The organism is Anaerophaga thermohalophila DSM 12881 (assembly GCF_000191885.1).
Lineage (GTDB): Bacteria > Bacteroidota > Bacteroidia > Bacteroidales > Marinilabiliaceae > Anaerophaga > Anaerophaga thermohalophila.
The window spans coordinates 161186-179545 of record NZ_AEWI01000001.1; the positions used below are offsets into that span (position 1 = coordinate 161186).

The 18360-nt window shown below is 40.8% G+C and carries 17 protein-coding genes; 5 read left to right on the forward strand and 12 right to left on the reverse strand.

Annotation, left to right across the window (positions count from 1 at the left end):
• Positions 1 to 15 precede the first annotated feature (15 nt).
• Positions 16 to 2241: a bifunctional alpha,alpha-trehalose-phosphate synthase (UDP-forming)/trehalose-phosphatase gene (locus ATH1_RS0100770; protein ID WP_010416217.1), complete on the reverse strand. Its 2226-nt coding sequence runs from the start codon at positions 2239 to 2241 to the stop codon at positions 16 to 18.
• Positions 2242 to 2351: 110 nt separating this feature from the next.
• Here ATH1_RS0100770 and ATH1_RS0100775 point away from each other — a divergent pair, with 110 nt between their 5' ends.
• Positions 2352 to 4157 carry a glycoside hydrolase family 15 protein gene (locus ATH1_RS0100775; RefSeq protein ID WP_010416219.1) on the forward strand — a complete coding sequence of 602 codons (1806 nt, stop codon included), beginning with the start codon at positions 2352 to 2354 and terminating at the stop codon, positions 4155 to 4157.
• 224 nt (positions 4158 to 4381) lie between these two features.
• Here ATH1_RS0100775 and folK read toward each other — a convergent pair whose 3' ends face one another.
• The 5 genes from folK to ATH1_RS0100805 all read right to left on the reverse strand — a co-directional run bounded on the left by folK (position 4382) and on the right by ATH1_RS0100805 (position 7254).
• Entirely contained in the window at positions 4382 to 4759 is a 378-nt protein-coding gene (gene folK, locus ATH1_RS0100785) for a 2-amino-4-hydroxy-6-hydroxymethyldihydropteridine diphosphokinase (RefSeq protein WP_010416224.1), read from the reverse strand.
• Positions 4759 to 5115: a dihydroneopterin aldolase gene (locus ATH1_RS0100790; protein ID WP_010416227.1), complete on the reverse strand. Its 357-nt coding sequence runs from the start codon at positions 5113 to 5115 to the stop codon at positions 4759 to 4761. Before ATH1_RS0100790 ends, folK begins: the two co-directional genes overlap by 1 nt.
• Before the next feature lie 8 nt (positions 5116 to 5123).
• A complete protein-coding gene (locus ATH1_RS0100795) occupies positions 5124 to 5843 on the reverse strand; it encodes an SDR family oxidoreductase (RefSeq protein ID WP_010416230.1) in 720 nt (239 codons plus the stop codon).
• Positions 5840 to 6313, reverse strand: coding sequence for a GAF domain-containing protein (locus ATH1_RS0100800; RefSeq protein WP_010416233.1), 474 nt, complete (start codon positions 6311 to 6313; stop codon positions 5840 to 5842). The genes ATH1_RS0100795 and ATH1_RS0100800 overlap by 4 nt, the downstream gene beginning before the upstream one ends.
• Before the next feature lie 422 nt (positions 6314 to 6735).
• A complete protein-coding gene (locus ATH1_RS0100805) occupies positions 6736 to 7254 on the reverse strand; it encodes an RNA polymerase sigma factor (protein ID WP_010416238.1) in 519 nt (172 codons plus the stop codon).
• 476 nt (positions 7255 to 7730) lie between these two features.
• Here ATH1_RS0100805 and ATH1_RS0100810 point away from each other — a divergent pair, with 476 nt between their 5' ends.
• Positions 7731 to 8828, forward strand: coding sequence for a nucleotidyltransferase domain-containing protein (locus ATH1_RS0100810; protein ID WP_010416240.1), 1098 nt, complete (start codon positions 7731 to 7733; stop codon positions 8826 to 8828).
• Positions 8829 to 9025: 197 nt separating this feature from the next.
• Here ATH1_RS0100810 and dinB read toward each other — a convergent pair whose 3' ends face one another.
• A complete protein-coding gene (gene dinB, locus ATH1_RS0100820) occupies positions 9026 to 10093 on the reverse strand; it encodes a DNA polymerase IV (RefSeq protein WP_010416243.1) in 1068 nt (355 codons plus the stop codon).
• Positions 10094 to 10695: 602 nt separating this feature from the next.
• Here dinB and mnmC2 point away from each other — a divergent pair.
• A complete protein-coding gene (mnmC2, locus tag ATH1_RS0100830; RefSeq protein ID WP_010416249.1) occupies positions 10696 to 11367 on the forward strand; it encodes a tRNA (5-methylaminomethyl-2-thiouridine)(34)-methyltransferase MnmC2 in 672 nt (223 codons plus the stop codon).
• Between the two features lie 108 nt (positions 11368 to 11475).
• Entirely contained in the window at positions 11476 to 12291 is an 816-nt protein-coding gene (gene bamJ / locus ATH1_RS18715; protein ID WP_029163888.1) for a BamJ family beta-barrel-assembly machinery protein, read from the forward strand.
• 155 nt (positions 12292 to 12446) lie between these two features.
• Here the strand turns inward: bamJ and ATH1_RS0100840 are convergent, their stop codons facing one another.
• From ATH1_RS0100840 to ATH1_RS0100860, 5 genes are all read right to left on the reverse strand, one after another.
• Positions 12447 to 13022 carry a DUF4861 family protein gene (locus ATH1_RS0100840; protein ID WP_342626173.1) on the reverse strand — a complete coding sequence of 192 codons (576 nt, stop codon included), beginning with the start codon at positions 13020 to 13022 and terminating at the stop codon, positions 12447 to 12449.
• Positions 13023 to 13031: 9 nt separating this feature from the next.
• Positions 13032 to 13841: a gluconate 5-dehydrogenase gene (locus ATH1_RS0100845; RefSeq protein WP_010416260.1), complete on the reverse strand. Its 810-nt coding sequence runs from the start codon at positions 13839 to 13841 to the stop codon at positions 13032 to 13034.
• 341 nt (positions 13842 to 14182) lie between these two features.
• Positions 14183 to 15019: a 5-dehydro-4-deoxy-D-glucuronate isomerase gene (kduI, locus tag ATH1_RS0100850; protein ID WP_010416264.1), complete on the reverse strand. Its 837-nt coding sequence runs from the start codon at positions 15017 to 15019 to the stop codon at positions 14183 to 14185.
• Positions 15020 to 15150: 131 nt separating this feature from the next.
• Positions 15151 to 15507 (reverse strand): hypothetical protein, encoded by a 357-nt coding sequence (locus ATH1_RS21345; protein WP_010416266.1) that lies wholly within the window; start codon positions 15505 to 15507, stop codon positions 15151 to 15153.
• Positions 15508 to 15518: 11 nt separating this feature from the next.
• Complete coding sequence (locus ATH1_RS0100860; protein ID WP_010416268.1) at positions 15519 to 16577, reverse strand: LacI family DNA-binding transcriptional regulator; 1059 nt, start codon at positions 16575 to 16577, stop codon at positions 15519 to 15521.
• A gap of 373 nt (positions 16578 to 16950) precedes the next feature.
• On the opposite strand from ATH1_RS0100860, the gene uxaC reads away from it, so the two are divergent.
• Positions 16951 to 18357, forward strand: coding sequence for a glucuronate isomerase (uxaC, locus tag ATH1_RS0100865; protein WP_010416270.1), 1407 nt, complete (start codon positions 16951 to 16953; stop codon positions 18355 to 18357).
• Positions 18358 to 18360: the final 3 nt, after the last annotated feature.

Here is an 18360-nt window from a genome sequence, read left to right on the forward strand (position 1 = left end):
AATAGTTTAAAATCCTCAATGATTCTCTGCCATAATACGAAGGAAGCCTCTCACAGCATCTACCGTTTCGAGCTTATAGGAAGCATTCGTATGTTTTATTCCTACTTTAATCGTAATTGCTTCGGGTGGTAATTCCCTGAAAAGATATTCATCGGTCCAGTCATCACCCATGGCCATAATATAATCGAATTGTTTGTTAAGAAGGAACCTGTTTGCTGCAACACCTTTGTTAATGCCTCCAGTTTTGACCTCAACAACCTTGTTGCCTTCCATAATTTCAAGATTGTGATTGGCCACCAGAGTCGTCAATTCATCTTTCAGCTCATTTGCTCTCAATTCGCCCAGTTCGGCTTCAGCGTTTTCGTAATGCCATACCAGGGAATAATTTTTCTCTTCCAGATAAGTTCCTGGCGTACGGACAACAAAGCTGTCAAGAATAGGCCGGACCATCGGCATCCACGAGTTGGTTGCATTGGTCAGCATCTGCCAGTCACCACCCCGTTCTCTCATCCATACGCCATGTTCGCTGATCAGGCTTACATTGGAACGGTCAAACCATTTGCTTAGTGTTTCTTTATCTCTTCCGCTGATCAAAACCACCTCATTGCGATCATCACTTGTAAGCGCGTCAAGAATTTCTTGAAGCGTATCGTCAGGCGCAGCACTGGATTCCTCTTCACGTGTGGCCTTCTTAAAATGGGTAAGAGTCCCGTCGTAATCGAGAAATATGGCACGCGATTTAGCTTTTGAAAAATCATCCAACAGTTTTTGGGCCAGCGAAGGCGTTATTTTCTTAGCGAGAAAATCACTCTGAATTTGAGCAATCCGCTTAAGAGACGCAACGAATTGCTCGGCCCACTTAAATACATTATACCGTTTAAGGCGCTTCTGTATCACCGACATTCTCGCCTTTTGCTCTTCCACGGGCATCTCAAGTGCCTGCTTAATAGAATCGGCCACTTCGTCTTCATTATTGGGATTAATCACTATGGCCTCTCCCATTTCTTTTACAACACCTGTCATTTCGCTAATAATCATCACCCCGGTCTGATTGGTACGTGAAGCTACATATTCTTTTGCCACCAGGTTCATTCCGTCGCGCACAGGGGTTAGCAATGCCACATCGCTCATACAGTAAAGTTCCACGAGATTTTCGAATGGCATAGAACGATAAAAATACCAGACAGGAGAATAATTTACCGAACCGTACAAACCATTAATTCGCCCGACCAGTTCATCGACCTCCCGCTTCAGCTGCTGATATTGAGGCACTGAATTACGCGAAGGTACTGCCAGCATTACCAAAGTTACTTTAGAACGATACTCCGGATATTTCTCCAGGAATTTCCCAAATGCTTTCAGTCTGTTTGGAATTCCTTTAGAATAATCCAGACGATCGATGGAGAGGATTAGTTTGCGGTCAGGAGAAACAAGAAAATACTTTTCCAGTTCCTGGTGTAAAGTTGATTTTTCCTGAAGTGGCCTGGACATTGTCTTCAGCGCAGCATCATGAAACTTGTCGTAATCGATCCCCATGGGGAAAGCATCGACCAACACAATTCGCTCTTCAATATGTATCTGGTTAAAAGTAATCTCATATCCAAACAGTCGGCGTACACTACTCAGAAAGTGACGTTCATAGTCGTAGGTATGAAAACCAATTAAGTCGGCCCCCAGCAAACCCCTGAGAATCTCATTCCGCCAGGGTAGAACTCTGAATACCTCGTAAGAGGGAAAAGGAATATGCAAAAAGAACCCAATAGTGATATCGGGTCTTTTCTCTTTTATCATGCCTGGAACAAGCATCAGCTGATAATCGTGAACCCACACATAATCATTTTCTTCAACAACTTCAAGTGTTTTATCGGCAAACTTTTGGTTAACTTTTACGTACGACTCCCAAAATTCGGATGAATAATCAACAAACTGATTGAAATAATGAAAAAGGGGCCATATTGTTCGATTGCAAAAGCCTTCATAGAAGGTACGTACCTCATCGGCTGTAAGTGGAACTATTTCACATCCCTCTTTATTCAGCATTTTTTCAATTTCACGGAACTGATCACTGGTGTAACTCTCGGTAGATATACCCGGCCAGCCAATCCACCGGCCTTCGAAATCCTTATAGACCGATTTCATACCGGTGGCCAGTCCCCCTACGCTCGGCTTTAATGACAATTCTTTATTATCGGAAACTATGCTGAATGGCAATCGATTAGAAACGATGTGCAATTTTTTCATAGGATTATGATTTTTATTTTATTCAAAGTATAGTTCTTTTTTCTTTATTTTACAAACTTTGCAGCGTCAAAATAAAACGAAAACCGAACAAATTGAACACTTAAAAGCGCATGAACAATCTAAACTATGGCATTGTCGGCAACGGGAAAAGTGCAGCACTGATATCAGACAAAGGATCCGTTGACTGGTTGTGTTTACCAAAATTTGATTCTCCTTCTGTTTTTGCTTCTCTTCTCGACAAGGAGAAAGGGGGTCATTTTTCTATTATCTCTGTTGCCGGAGCAGAAATTACTCAAAGATATGAATTTCACTCGAATATTTTGGTAACTCGTTTTGAATGTGCAGACGGTACCTTTGAAATACATGATTTCATGCCCCGGTATAAAACGGATAACGGCTCGTATTACATACCCCCCGATTTGATCAGATACATTAAGTGGATTGAAGGCAAACCGAAGATCAAAATCCAATTTGATCCCCGGTTGGAATATGCCAAATTTGGAACCAATATCACTTTTAACGGGAAATATGTAAAAGCCTATACCTCCAAGGGAAGCTACGATTCCCTCTACCTGTATACGAGCATGGACAAATTATCTGTGGTAGGGCAGTTACCCATTACGATAGAAAAAGATGAGTTTATTCTGATCAGCTATAATCAGAAGTTACTGGCACAAACTATTAGCAGAGCCTATCTGAAGTTACAACGAACAAAAGTCTATTGGCTCAACTGGGCGGAACGAACTACCCGTTTCAAAAAATACAATGATGAAATTATGCGCAGTGCCCTGCTTTTGAAATTGTTGAGTTATCAGAAATCGGGTGCCATTCTTGCCGCTGTAACCACATCAATTCCCGAGACGATTGGGGAAGAACGAAACTGGGACTACCGTTTTTGCTGGATAAGGGACGCCTCAATGGTCATCAAAGTAATGACAAAACTGGGGCACTTCAATGTAGCACACAGATATTTGAATTTCATCATCGACCTGCTCCCCGACAAGGGAGAAAAAATCCAGATAATGTACGGCATAAATGGTGAGAAAAAACTCACCGAATATGAATTGCCGCATCTTTCGGGGTATGAAGACAGCAAACCTGTAAGAATAGGAAATGCAGCCTATAAACAAAAACAGAACGATATTTACGGAATATTGGTGGATGTCATCTATCAGTTGTTTCACCTGTTCGCCACTTCGCTTGAACACAGCGAAGAGCTGTGGACCATCACACGTAATATCATAAAAGTGGTCGAGACCAACTGGCAAAAGCCCGATAAAGGAATTTGGGAAATCCGCCACAGTACCAAACATTTCACATTCAGTAAAGTGCTTTGCTGGGTAGCAGCCGACCGGGGTATCAAAATTGCAGAGCTACTCCACCAGAAAGAATATATCCAGTCATGGAGTCGCTTGCGGAATAAAATCAAGAACGATATTCTGAAAAATGCCTGGTCGGAAAAGAAACAATCCTTCACTCAAGCCTATGGCATTGAAGACCTTGACGCTTCTGCGCTGCTCATGGAGTCTTTCGGCTTTTTAGACGGAAATGATCCTAAATTCAGAAGTACGGTGAAAGCAATTCAAAAAGAACTGGAATACAAAGGACTTATGTTCAGATACAAAAACCGTGATGATTTCGGACAGCCTTCATCGGCATTTACCATCTGTTCATTCTGGCTCATCCGTAGTCTTTACATAATTGGCGAGAAGGAAGAAGCCCAAAGAAAGTTTGATGAACTGCTCAAATATTCCAATCACCTGGGCCTTTTTAGTGAAGACCTGGATTTTGAAAGCAAGCGACTGCTGGGTAATTTTCCGCAGGCCTATTCACATCTTGCACTGATTGATGTAGCCATGCTTCTTGCCGGTGGGGAAATGTCGAGCGAAGAGAAAATTTTGGGAAATATAGGATAATAATAGATTGTTAGATTGTTAGATTGTTAGATTGTTAGGGGGTGTCAGGCGCTTCCTCCTGATATTTGTGTTTTTTGGCAAAATATTTTTTATGTCTATACGGAAGCTGTCTGCAATGGGCGTTGCAGAAGTTTATTAGTTCTTTTATCCTCCAGCGCACTGCCCCCTGACCCCCTTTAAGGGGAACCCCACGCGCGTATCCTATTATCATTCCTGAAAATTTCTCACTTTGCAGTTATTTCTGAAACCAACTGTTGCAGAAAATCTCTATGGTAATAATCGTCGTCCACAATTTCATCATTCCAGACCAGAATGTCGATATCTATTTCGCGGGGTCCAAACTTTGGGCGTAAACGGTTACGTCCAAGAATATCTTCCATCTCTTTTAGTCGTATTGACAATTCGTCCCTTTCAAGATCGGTTTCCAGTAGAACGGCAGAGTTATAGAAGTCGGGCTGGTTGATAATGCCTACAGGGGCAGTCCTGAGAACGGAAGACCGCTTCAATAGCCTGAAATTTTGCTGCAATAGATCAACTGCCCGTTTCAAGTTTAAATGGGCATCTATATTACTTCCTAGTCCTATGATCACACGGTTGCCCATTACTGACCGGTTTTTTTGGAAAGGGAGAATGAGACGCTCCGCGCAAACCTTAAAGCATGCGGTTTGTCCACTTCAATTTCGACCGACTGTACCCTTGGAATGGACAAAATCAGATCGGCAACATCATTGGCCACTTTCTCCAGGAGGTTAAAGCTGTTTCCCTCTACCAGGGCAATTATCTGTTTACATATTTCTCTGTAATCCAAAGCCTCACCCGGTTCATCACTCAGTTCTTCGCCCTGAGTAAGATAATTAATGGATATATTCAGCAGTAAATCCTGATTTTTCCCCAATTCATGCGGATTGAAACCAACCTGAGTACGCAACAAAAGGTCTTTAATAAAAATTGTAGCCATAGTCATTGTCATAGAAGATGTAACCCACTGTCACAATAAATAATTTGACCGGTAACAGAGGAACTGTTCAACAAAAAAGAGACTGAAGCAGCAATATCGGAAGTATCAACCCTGCGTTTCAGCGGTGTTCTGTCGACAACGTGCTTCAGGTAATCATCGCTTTTGCGCGATGGCGGCAGTACAGGTCCTGGAGCCACAGCATTCACTCTAATCCCGGGCGCAAAAGATAATGCGGCCATTCTGGTTAGGGCTTCCAGGTTCTTCTTGGCCAAAAGATAAGCAGCATGAGATGCTTCGTTGGTTGTTATCTTGGCATCGAGCATATTAACAACACATCCGGAATTAAAGGAATTTCTGAACGACTGGAGCAAAAAGAAAGGTGCTTCAAAGTTCACTGCCATTTCTTTTCGTAAAAAAGAAGGGGAAGTCTCTTCAATACTGCCTGAATGGAAAGTACTGGCATTGTTTACCAAAGCATGTAATCTGTCAATCCCTTCAGGCAATCTGCCAAAAAGCGACAAAACAGCATCAATATTACTTAAATCGCATTGTATAACTGGAAATTCCCGGTCTCCATAATTTTCCTTTAATTCTTTGGAAAGACCGAGCGCCTCATCACGACTGTGGTTATAGTGCAACACTACTTCCCATCCTTCGGCTGCCAGAAAGCGGGTAATGGCTGCACCTACTCTTTTTGCCGACCCGGTAATTAAAACTGTTTGCTTCATGTTGAAGAAGGTTCATATATCAAAGCAACAATTTTCTCAAGTTCTCTCTGGTCTATTTCGTCAAAGGCATTCAGCTTTTTACTGTCCACATCCAAAACAGCCAAAATTTTGCCGGTTTTGTTATAAACGGGTACCACAATTTCAGACTTACTTAATGACGAACAGGCAATATGACCAGGAAACTTTTCCACATCAGGCACAATAAGGCTCCTTTTTTCATTGATACCTGTCCAGCAGACGCCGGTATTCTTTTTTAGCTTAAGACAGGCAACAGGTCCCTGATAAGGCCCGACAACAAGATCGCCATTGTCGAGATAATAAAATCCGGTCCAGAAAAAATCCGGCATTTTGTGATGCAGCAATGCAACGATTGTACTCATTCGTGACCACGGGCTCCTGGTTGCTCCTATTAATCCCTCGATTTGTCTGAAAATCCGCTGGTATCGACCGGTTTTGGTTTTGTTGCTCATATTTTTCTTTAATAGATTGTTTTGGGTACACACATGAAAGTCTCTTTTTGTCAATCTTATTGTTGAAATTTATTACAAAGATCAACAGAGAATTGTGAATAAACAAACTCGCCATCTCCATAACTCCACACTGCAAATAATAAGATTTTCACTTAAAGATAGAAAAAAGCGCTATTATCCGACAAAAATGTATTTAACTTTTTTGCGCCCAATCCGCACGGACTTTTACATTTTTTGTTCACGGGAATTTAGCTATAAGGCCTTCAGGATTTACGCTTCTCTCCAATTCTACAACAAAAAACAACCGGCCATTGTATTAAAACAAATGACCGGCTGTCCACTCATCCACTAAACCCAAACCTTAAACGAATACAAAAAAATCATTCAGGCACTCAAATACCTGTTTAAAGATAATAAAAAAATCAAACTGCATAACTACCTTCACGATCCCTCAACATAACCTGCAATTTTTTCCTTGTAAAGAAAATTCTGCTCTTCACAGTGCCGATGGGCAAATCCAGTTTTTCGGCAATTTCTTTGTACTTATATCCATCGGTGTGCATCCTGAAAGGAACACGAAATTCATCACCCAGTTGTTCAATATACTTGTTCATTTCGGTCACGGAATGAACCATTTCGGGTGTTTCAGATGCAAAATTTTTCCGGAACGCATGTTTAAAGGCATCGTCAGACCCGTCAAAAGTGTTTCTGGTTTTCTGATTACGGCGATAGTTATTGATAAAAGTGTTCTTCATAATGGTGAACACCCAGGCCTTAAAGTTGGTATTTGCAACAAACTGGTTCCGATAAGTCAACGCTTTAAGGATTGTTTCCTGCAACAAATCATGAGCGTCTTCATCGTTTGAAGTCAGACTCAGGGCAAAATACAAGAGCTTGTCTTGCAGCCCCAACAAGCGATTGTTGAATTGAATTGATGTCATGGTGTATTGGTTTTTATTTGTTTTCCGTCTAACAAAAATACAAAAAAAATAAACGCTTCCAAATAACTCAACAATCCATCTTCAACTCTATTTAGTTTAATTCTAAATAATAATTCACACTACAACCTCATTATCTGGAATTTATATTTTAAACAATAACAAGTTTCTAAATTACATCAAAAAAGAAGAAATGTCAATAGTGTTTAATGTTAAACAAGAAAAATGCGTTCTAATATAAGAACAGAAAGAGCAATTTAGAATGATTACAATTTATCATCAGACTTATCAGATGCCCTTGAGTCCTTTTCTTCATCCAGCGTTTGTTCAACAATGTCCGAACCATCCTTCTTAAAAAAAAACCATTTGTCCGGTACAGTCTTTCCTCATGTTCCTTTAATGATTGCCAAGAAAGGGTTGGTGAGATCAACATTACCGCGAACAATTGCTAAATTTGGGTTCAAACAAAAATTATTTATATGCCACCATTTTATTCGAAAATTGCCAGCATTGTTTTCGAATGGTGTCGTCCAGGCACCACTTCTCCACCCGATCTTCCGGATAATCCCGAATTGGCATCGCAGCTTTTCGATTTTGCCGCCCGAAATGGTGTTGCCCCCTGGTTCTATTTTCAGTTAAACAAAAAATTGGACAAAGGAGTTCAATTGCCCAGGGAGATAGAGAACAAATTCAGGATGCAATATCTCCAAACCCTGGTTATGAACCAGCAAAAATGGAAAGTTTTCGGAGACATAAATTTTTTAGCGCAACAACATGGCATAAAAATAATACCGCTGAAAGGGACAGCACTTGCCTTTACGCTATATCCCCAGGAATCACTGCGTCCCATGGGCGACATCGACATCCTGCTGCCAGAGAATCAGATCGAAAAATTTAAAGAAATCATGTACCGAAACGGAGCACAACAACTTTATGCTCCCATTTCTCAACTTCACGCCAAAGTGAATGCACATGTTCCGGCTATCCGCTGGCAAAATATCATGATAGAGCCTCATCAACGCCTGTTTGCGCTGGGCAATCCGTTAAACCCCGATAGTATCGATCTTTTCGCGCACACGACCCACCCTCCCAATCAATCTGATATACTGATATTCGATGACATCATGCAGACCTATCACCTGGCTGCCCATGCCTTTAAAGGATTTCAAATGGGAGGAATGCGCCTGGGATGGTTGCTCGACATTGCCCTTGTGCTAAAAAGGAATGTATCAGACCCGGAATTTATTAACAAAGTTATTGCACTAAATCCCACGTCCAAAAAACAAATTGAATCGGCCATATATTGGAGCTCACTTCTTTTAAAAGATGTGCCATGGCATATTCATCCATCAGTTCCGTTTCCCGATGAGGCAATTTTTCACAGAGAAGTAGAAACCGAAAAGAAACACAAATTCATTGTACTACGCGAAATTTCAAGACTCTCCGGAATACACAAAAAAATATTGATGCTCTTCAGAGAGTTTTTCCCGGAAAAAGCATATATGGATCAACAATACGGCCGGCACCGGGGATTTTCATTACTGAAACTTTACTTCAGGCGAATATCAGGGTTCTGAGCCAGAAAGGGAATACTTGCCTTTCCAGGCTCGCATTGGTAATTTAGGGGAAAACACAGCATCTTCGGTAAGTCCGAATTTTTTGATTAGTGGCATTGCCTCGGCTTCTATAGCAACAAGGAATTTAATACGCTCACTAATAGCCAATTAATATTAATATCAAGGTCTGAAAAGCATCTTTTTATACCGCATTCATGTTAATCAAAATTAATAGTCAGCTGCACCTCCTTCGGACGTTCTTTTTCTTCAAAATTGGAAATGGATATTCCCAAAAGGCGAACCGGTTTACGGGGATTTGCAATTTTTAATAAGTCCCTAACCACAGCATGCAGCTCTTTCTGATTTTTCAACGGACTCAAAAAAGTCAGAGAACGGGTAATCTGTTCAAAGTCATTATATTTAACCTTTAAAGTAATTGTTTTGCCAAAAACATTGTGCTTTTTTATCCGTTTCCATAATCCCTCTTCCAAGTCACCTAATTCTGTCAACATCTCATCAGTGGTATCAATATCCTTCAGGAAAGTTTTTTCGATGCCAACCGATTTCCGCTCACGATGTGGAACAACCGGACGATCATCGATGCCGTTGGCAATCTGATGAAAAAATATTCCTGCTTTTCCGAAATTTCTGGTCAACATTGACAAATCAGCATTCCGAATATCTTGACCAGTAAATAATTGAAGATCATGCATTTTTCGCGTTGTACTCGGTCCCACCCCATAAAACTCTTCCACCGGCAAATTGCCGATAAAATCCAGTACTTCTTCGGGCTTAATAACAAACAATCCGTCAGGTTTATCCTGCTCGGAAGCAATTTTAGCCATAAACTTGTTTATACTGACACCGGCAGAGGCCGTAAGTCCGGTAGTTTCAAAAATACGACGTTTTATGTCACGGGCAATCAATGTTGCCGAGGGCATTCCCATCTTATTGGTGGTCACATCCAAAAAAGCTTCATCGATGGATAAAGGCTCCACCAGGTCGGTATAATCACGAAAAATATCCATAATGGTAGCAGAGACCGCCCGGTAAACATCAAACCGCGACTTTACGAAAATAAGCCCCGGGCATTTCCTGGCCGCAATTCTGGAAGGCATGGCCGAGTGAACACCGTATTTACGTGCCTCATAACTGGCAGCGGCAACCACCCCACGATCGGTATTTCCGCCGACAGCAACCGGTTTCCCACGTAAAGAAGGATCATCCCGTTGCTCTATCGAAGCAAAAAAAGCGTCCATATCGATATGGATAATTTTACGCAACATGTTACAATTTTAACCATTTTTTGTGGCGGGACATAAAGTTGAGTGCAGTATAAAAAGCATATTTTTGTCAAAATCATGGCGTTTTAAATTTTTGTACCGGAGTTAACTTATTGTTAATGAGGATGCAAAAATTTAAAACAACAACGAGTTTGGCAACAAAGATGCTTTTTAGACGGGGCTCAAAGTTAGATAAGATTATCTTTGTATTAAACAGGCACCCAAATGAAACGAGCACGGATAAGACTGTCACAATAAGAACAGGTATAAAACACCAGCTAACCACTAATAATCAAAGAAACCAAAAAAAGGGAACAGATCCTTCGTCGTTACCTCCTCAGAATGACAAGAGGCCCTTTGTCATTCTGACGAAGGGAGAGAATTTAAAAAAAGCAAACAGACTAAAATGTGATTTTTATTGAAGTTAATAAAAATAATCTGTGTTCATCTGCGTCAACTATGGTGAACTCTCAACCTCAACCTTAACCTTAGCTGTCTGTCATTCTGAGCGAAGCGAAGAATCTAACATCAATTAAAATATAATAAGCTGAGTCCCGATAAGCCGGAACGAGTTGCATCAGACCTTAAAAATAAATTTTATACGGATGAACAAACCATTTCCAGGGTTAATATTAAAAACTTCAGAAGACGGTTCATCAACCCTTTACCGACCGGACATTGAAGAACATTATCATTCGATCCACGGTGCCATTCAGGAATCGATGCATGTCTTTATTAATGCCGGGCTGATGCATCATCCGGCAAAACATTTAAACATCCTCGAAGTAGGATTCGGAACCGGTCTTAATGCATTACTTACCCTGATAAACATAAAAGACCATAAGATATATTACCATGCCGTTGAGAAGTACCCTCTTCCCGGGGAATTAGTTTCAAAAATAAACCATCCGCAGCATATTCAAAACGTTCATGCAAAAACGTATTTCGATCAATTACACAAAGCTCCGTGGAATTCTATAGTCGAAATAACGCCTGAATTCAGTCTTTATAAGGAAGAAACGGACCTGACATCTTTTCATCCGGATACAAAATTTGATCTTGTTTATTTCGATGCTTTTAGTCCGGACAAACAACCTGAACTATGGGAGCCTGAAATTTTCAATACTATTTCAGCCGGCATGAATGCCGGTGCAATTCTTACGACATACAGCGTTAAGGGAAGTGTGAAAAGGGCTATGCAAAAAGCGGGTTTAATTATTGAAAAAATTCCAGGCCCCCCGGGCAAAAGAGAAATGCTCCGGGCTTTTAAAAAATAATGGTACAAGCCACTAAATTCCCCTTCAGGCAAAAGGTAGTTTATCCATATTTTTTCTTACTTTCACCCGCATTTAAAAACATTGTATCAACAAAATTTATTTTTTATCATGAAAAGAAAACAACCGGGAATTATCCTGATAACAGCAATGATTATTCTAACAAGCTGTAACCGTGTTCCCTACACAGGAGAAGCCAAACTCGAAAACCAACTCGACAGTTTAAGTTATGCTTTAGGATTTTACGAAGCAACCAGCTGGAAACAACATTTCGAAAAACTGCCATTTGATACCATCGACTATAAATATGTTGCATTGGCATTTAAAAATTCCGAACTGGTTGATAACTACATCGATTTTCGAAAAAACCAACTCGACACCATCGACATAGAGATGTTTAAAAAAGGCTTCTTCAACGAATTAGCATACGATAAATCATATTTTACGGATATGACTGCAGATATTTACATCCGTAAAATTTTCACACAGGTTAAAGAGAAAAAGGACAGCGTTAAAAATGCAGAAGGCCGGGAAAACCTGAATAAAGGACAGGCCTTTTTAGAGGAAAATGCCAAACAAAAGGGTGTTGTAACACTTGAAAGCGGACTTCAGTACCAGGTCTTAAAAGAAGGCAGCGGCCGGAAACCTGAAAAAACCGACAGAGTAAAATGTACTTACCACGGAACTTTGATTGACGGTACCATTTTCGACAGTACTGTAGAACGGGGAGACACAGCCACATTCAGGGTAAACCGTGTTATAAAAGGTTGGCAGGAAGCGCTTACAATGATGCCCGAAGGCTCGGAATGGAGATTGTTTATTCCTTCAAACCTCGCGTATGGTACAAATGGTGCAGGAGACAAAATCGGTCCCAACGAAACACTTATCTTCGACATTGAATTGATTGAAATCCTGGAAAAACAATAAAAAAGAGTGAAACTGTCGTCACAGACAGCCCCACTCCTTTCACACACAACTAATAAAACCTATATGAAAACAGTTGCAATATAAATAAATCCGGATATTATATGCAAAAATAATACAAAAAATTGCCTGTTTAATATCATTACTCCGGTGAACCTTTATTTACTGCTATTGAAATCTGACATTTTTTTGGCAGCAATAATCAGTTGATTCTCGAAATAGTCACGGGTTTTAAATCCTTCATCCTGATATTCCCAACCGCTAAAAAAACAATACTCTGAAGGTTTTTCTTCATTCAGCCTCAGAGCGATCATGTGTGTTTCCACTATCCCGTCGCCTTCGTCGGGGGATTTCCAGGTTTCAATAAACTGGTTAGCCGGAACAAGTATAGCCATTCCGGGGTTTTCGCCAAGAAAGGCCTGATTTCCGTGTGAAGCTACAATTTTATATCCGCTTTCTTCCAGCTCGAAAAACTCCTTTTGTTGCATATTAACGATACCTGTTACGAGCTCTTCATCACCGCGGAGACCATCCACAAAAACTTTATTTCTGTAAAACAAATCGCCTGCATAAATAGAGATGCGGTGGGTAATATCATAACTCCTTCCGGCAATCGGAACACCTTCGTATTTCAACTCAAACATAGCTCTCACAGGCCCTTCGGTAATGAAGTTGTAAGTTCCTCTTTCACACTCACCAACCCTGCTAACCTCATCGCCAACACGAATACCAATATACTATTTTTAGGGATTTACTTCGTTTTCACCTTTAACGTAACCGAAATTGGCGAGAATTCCGCCATCAACATAGAGAACATGTCCATTCACAAAATCACTGGCTTTACTGGCCAGGAAAAGTGCAGCATTTCCAACATCTTCAGGAGTTCCCCAACGACCTGCAGGTGTTCGGGTCATCACCAGGTCATTGAACGGATGATTTCCTTCCCGGATAGGTGCGGTTTGTTGAGTAGCAATATAGCCGGGTCCAATACCGTTGACCTGAATATTATACTTTGCCCATTCGCAGGTCATGTTGGCCGTAAGCAGTTTCAATCCACCTTTGGCAGAGGCATAGGCAGAAACGGAATTACGCCCGTACTCACTCATCATGGAACACAGGTTAATAATTTTTCCTTTTCTTCTTTTTATCATTCCGGGCACCACCCGTTTCGATACGATAAACGGTGAAACAAGATCAACATCAATAACCTCTTTAAATTCTGAAACAGGCATTTCAAGAATAGGAACCCGTTTTATCATGCCTGCATTATTGACCAATATATCAACAGGCCCCACCTCCTTCTCTATAGTTGAAATACCTTTATCAACCTCATCCTCTTTGGTAACGTCGAAGGCCAGAACATATACATCAACCCCTTCTGCTTCAAATTCCCGCTTACTTTTTTCCAACTTTTCCTGAGACCTTCCGTTAATGACTACTTTAGCACCTGCTTTTCCAAGTGCTTTTCCAATGGCCATACCTATTCCGTGGCTGCCGCCTGTAACAAGGGCAACCTGACCGGATAAATCGAATAAATTGTTTATAAAACTCATAACGAATTAGTTTTTAGATTATTTGATGGTTAGATTATTAGGCGCTTAGCACATAAAACTAACCAACATGTTGTTTAAGTTGACTAAATCCCGCACAGTGGCTTTTTTTCAGGCTTGTCCTGAAAAAACGTAGTGTCTTATTCCTGATATTCGTGTTTTTTTGGCAAAATCAAAGTATTTTAATTTTTTGTACCTCAGTTAACTCATTGTTAATGAGCACTCAGAAACTTTAAAACAACAAAGAGTCTGACAACAAAGATGCTTTTCGGAGCGGGCTCATTCATCTTACCTCTTGTCATGTATGCGGGGAACAAACAAACTGTTGATTGACACCCGGCGCCCTATCTCAATTCCTGTTTATTATAATGATCCATATCACCAAAGTCCTGGTTTTCACCGGCCATTCCCCAAATAAAGGAATAATTGGAAGTTCCTGCTGCACTATGAATGCTCCACGATGGTGAAATAACAGCCTGTTGGTTCTTCATCCAGATATGGCGTGTTTCACCGGGCTGTCCCATAAAATGACATATCGCCTCATTTTCAGAAACTTCAAAATAGAGATAGGCCTCCATCCTTCTTGTATGCAGGTGAGGCGGCATGGTATTCCATACACTGCCGGTTTTCAGCTCGGTAATACCCATTTGCACCTGACAGGTTGGTGTTACATCATTTACAATCAATCTGTTAATACGACGCTCATTGGCACTCTCTTTTGAACCTAAATCCTCTACCACAGCCATATCGAGAGTAATCTTTTTGTTTGGATGCTGCTTGTGGGCTGTGGCACTGTTCAGATACAAATGCGCAGGTTTTTCAGGATCAACAGACTCGAATGTCACATCTCTGTTGCCACTACCAAGATATAGTGCCTCTTTATATCCAAGTTCATAAACATTCCCATCAGCAGTTACTTTTGCATCCCCGCCTATATTGATGATGCCCAGCTCGCGTCTTTGGAGAAAATAATCGGCCTTGAGCTCGTTAAATGGCTCCATTTTCAACGGCTTATCTGTAGGAACGGCGCCTCCGACTATCAACCGGTCATAAAGTGTGTAAACCACGTTTATTTCTCCGGGAACCATCACGTTTTCGATCAAAAAATCCTGACGAATTCGGTTGGTATCATAACTCTTGAAATCTTCAGGATGCGCTGCATACCTTAATTCGTAATTCATAACTTTATCCTTTTTAAATGATTAAACATATCTGGTTAATCTGAAATTTTAACTACTGACTAATTTCTGTCTAAAATACAATAATTTAACTAAAGATTATCAAAAATTCAGATTCTTCAACATTAGCAATTTCACCATTTTTGGGGGCATATCTTCCGGATTTTCATTACCTTCTCCCTGACCAACTTTCTGTACAAAAAGATGAAGTTTTTCATCCCTTTTCCAGAGCTCGGTATCATACGTTGGTTCCCACTGACCGACATCGATATCAGGAAATGCTTAGCCACGACAACATGACCGGAACTATCGTACCATGCCATATATTGATATTCTTCGTCACTAACCACAGAATTTTTTCGAAAAATGGCAGTATTCACAGAAGTTTTAGCCCATCCTTCCGAAAGTTCCAAAACTTCAGGTTTGGTGGTACATGAAGAAAAAACCACCATACAAAAAAGGAAAAGCCGGATTATATTTCTGAATATCATACCAGTAATCTTTACAAATTTGAATTGAACTCAGAATCCTGTATAGAAATTGTTACACCCGTTGCGAACGAAGATGCTCGTGGAATGAGTCTCACCGGAACATGGATTTCCTCATTCACAAAATCGTCCCTACCAATATTACTTATAATAGATCTGGCAACCTGATTTCCCATTTCAAAAGCGTTTTGTTCAACAGAGGTCAGCCCGGGATACACCAAAGCAGCGAACGGCTCATTGGCAAACCCCGCTATCTTTATTTCTTCCGGTATTGCAACCCCCATTTCTTTCAGTCTCCTCAATGCACCGAGAGCGGAAAAATCACTGGCTGCAAATATGGCATCGATTTTCCCGGCACGATACAATTCTTCCGCTGCATCGCCCCCGTTCTCCTGAAGTATACAATTTTCTACAATCAGCCCGGGGTCAAAATCAATTCCATTTTGCTGAAGTGCATATTTATATCCTTCAAAACGTTCGCGGTAAACATTAACATGAAGCGAACCGGCAAAGTGAGCAATTCGTTTACAATTATTCCGTATAAGATGACGAGTGCTGCGCAAAGCACCCAAAAAATTGTCATTAACAATACGTGAACCTTCAATTGTCTCGGTTACACGGTCAAACTGCACTAAAGGAATACCCTCCGCAACAATTTTTTTATAGTGATCAAAATGCCTGGTTTCGACAGAGTGCGAAATTACAATAGCACTCACCCTGTTTCTCAACAAAGTACGCACAGCTTTATGTTCATCATCTTCTCTTTCATGAGTCTGGCTGATCACCAGGTTAAATCCGGCAGGATTAAGTATGGCCTCCACACCGCTAATAACATGACTGAAGAAATGACGGTTAATCCTGGGGACAATCATGCCAACCGTATCGCTTGTTCCTTTTCTCAAAGATGCTGCCAAAATATTGGGCTGATATCCCATTCCGGTCGCAACCCTGAGAACTTCAGCTCTGGTTTTGGAACTAACACGCTCATTCCCCGCCAGTGCACGAGACACTGTAGAAGGAGTTATCCCCATTTCATTCGCGATGTCTGTTATGGTAACGCGTTTTTTCGCCATTTCTGAAATAATTAATTTAGTGTCGCTACATAATTATTTTTACAAAAATACAAACGTTTGCACAAAAACCACAAAATTCTACATTGTTTTTTTGTTTCTAAGTTTATCTTAATCAAAAAAAGAAAAAGAATTATTAAGTCGAACGAAAGAAAATAAACAACCCCATCCGAAAAAGTAAAAGAAAAAATAATTAATTGGTTATATGTCCTGTTTTTTAAGTACTTACAAAACACCCGCGATAAAATATACCCTGATTTTAAATGTTTTGAACCCCATCATAAACACAAAATCAAGAGAAATATTTCGCAAAAAACTTGGCTATAGAAAAAGTTTATTTTATCTTCGTGTTCGTTAACGAAAAATCATATCTGCTATGAAAAATTTCATCCATCCCGATTTTTTACTGGAAGGAAAGACAGCACAAAAAATTTATCACGAATATGCAGAGAACCAGCCTGTCATTGATTTTCACTGCCATTTGTCGCCCAAACTAATTGCAGAGAACCACAATTTCGACAACCTTGGGGAAGTTTGGCTGGCCGGCGACCACTACAAATGGCGCGCCATGCGAACAAACGGTGTTAACGAAGCATACTGCACAGGCTCACCTCCCTTTTATGAAAAATTCCTGAAATGGGCCGAAACCGTTCCCAATACGGTAGGGAATCCACTCTATCACTGGACTCATTTAGAACTTGCCCGTCACTTCAACATCTTTGAACTTCTCAATCCGAAAACCGCAGATTCCATATACCACAAAGCTTCTGAAATGCTTAAAGAGGAAGCGTTTTCAACCCAAAATCTTCTGAAAAGAATGAAAGTGGAAATGGTAGGGACAACCGATGATCCTGTTGACAACCTGGAGTATCACATCAAATTAAAGGATTTCGAAGTTCAGGTTCGCCCTACCTGGAGGCCCGATAATCTTATTAAAACCGATGACCCGGAGACTTTCAACAACTATATTGAAAAATTGGAAGAGGTATCGGGGAAAAGCATATCAACATTCAGCGACCTGCTTACTGTACTTGACGAACGGCATGCCTTCTTCCATGAAGCAGGATGCAGGGCTTCGGACCATGGTCTGGACAGAATGTATTACTCAGAAGATGCCGGAACAAATCCTGAAGAAGCTTTTAAAAAGATTAGAGGTGGTAGCAAACTCAACGAGACGGAGACAGAAGCATACCGGTTTAGGATGATGCAGGAATTGTGCAAACTCAACCATAAACGTGGCTGGGTTCAACAATTTCATCTGGGTGCTATGCGCAATAATAACACCAGGCTCTTCAAAAAACTGGGGCCGGATACCGGATTTGACTCCATCGCAAATCCACAGGACAGTTACAAAATATCACGTTTTCTCGATAGTCTTGATGTTCACAATCAACTGGCAAAAACCATTCTTTACAACCTTAATCCTGCCGATAATGAAATGTTCGTAACCATGATCGGTAATTTCCAGGACGGCACAGTACCGGGCAAAATGCAGTACGGGGCAGCCTGGTGGTTTCTGGATCAGAAAACCGGTATGGAAAAACATCTGGCCGACCTTTCTGCTTTGGGTCTCCTTTCACGGTTCGTAGGAATGGTTACCGATTCAAGAAGCTTCTTATCATATCCCCGACATGAATATTTCCGGAGAATTGCCTGTAATTTTATTGGCAATGAAGTAGATAAAGGAGTAATTCCCAACGATCCTGAAATACTTAAGAATCTGGTTGAGGGAATATCCTATAAAAATGCCAAATCGTATTTCGGGTTCCAAAATAGTCGATAGGGG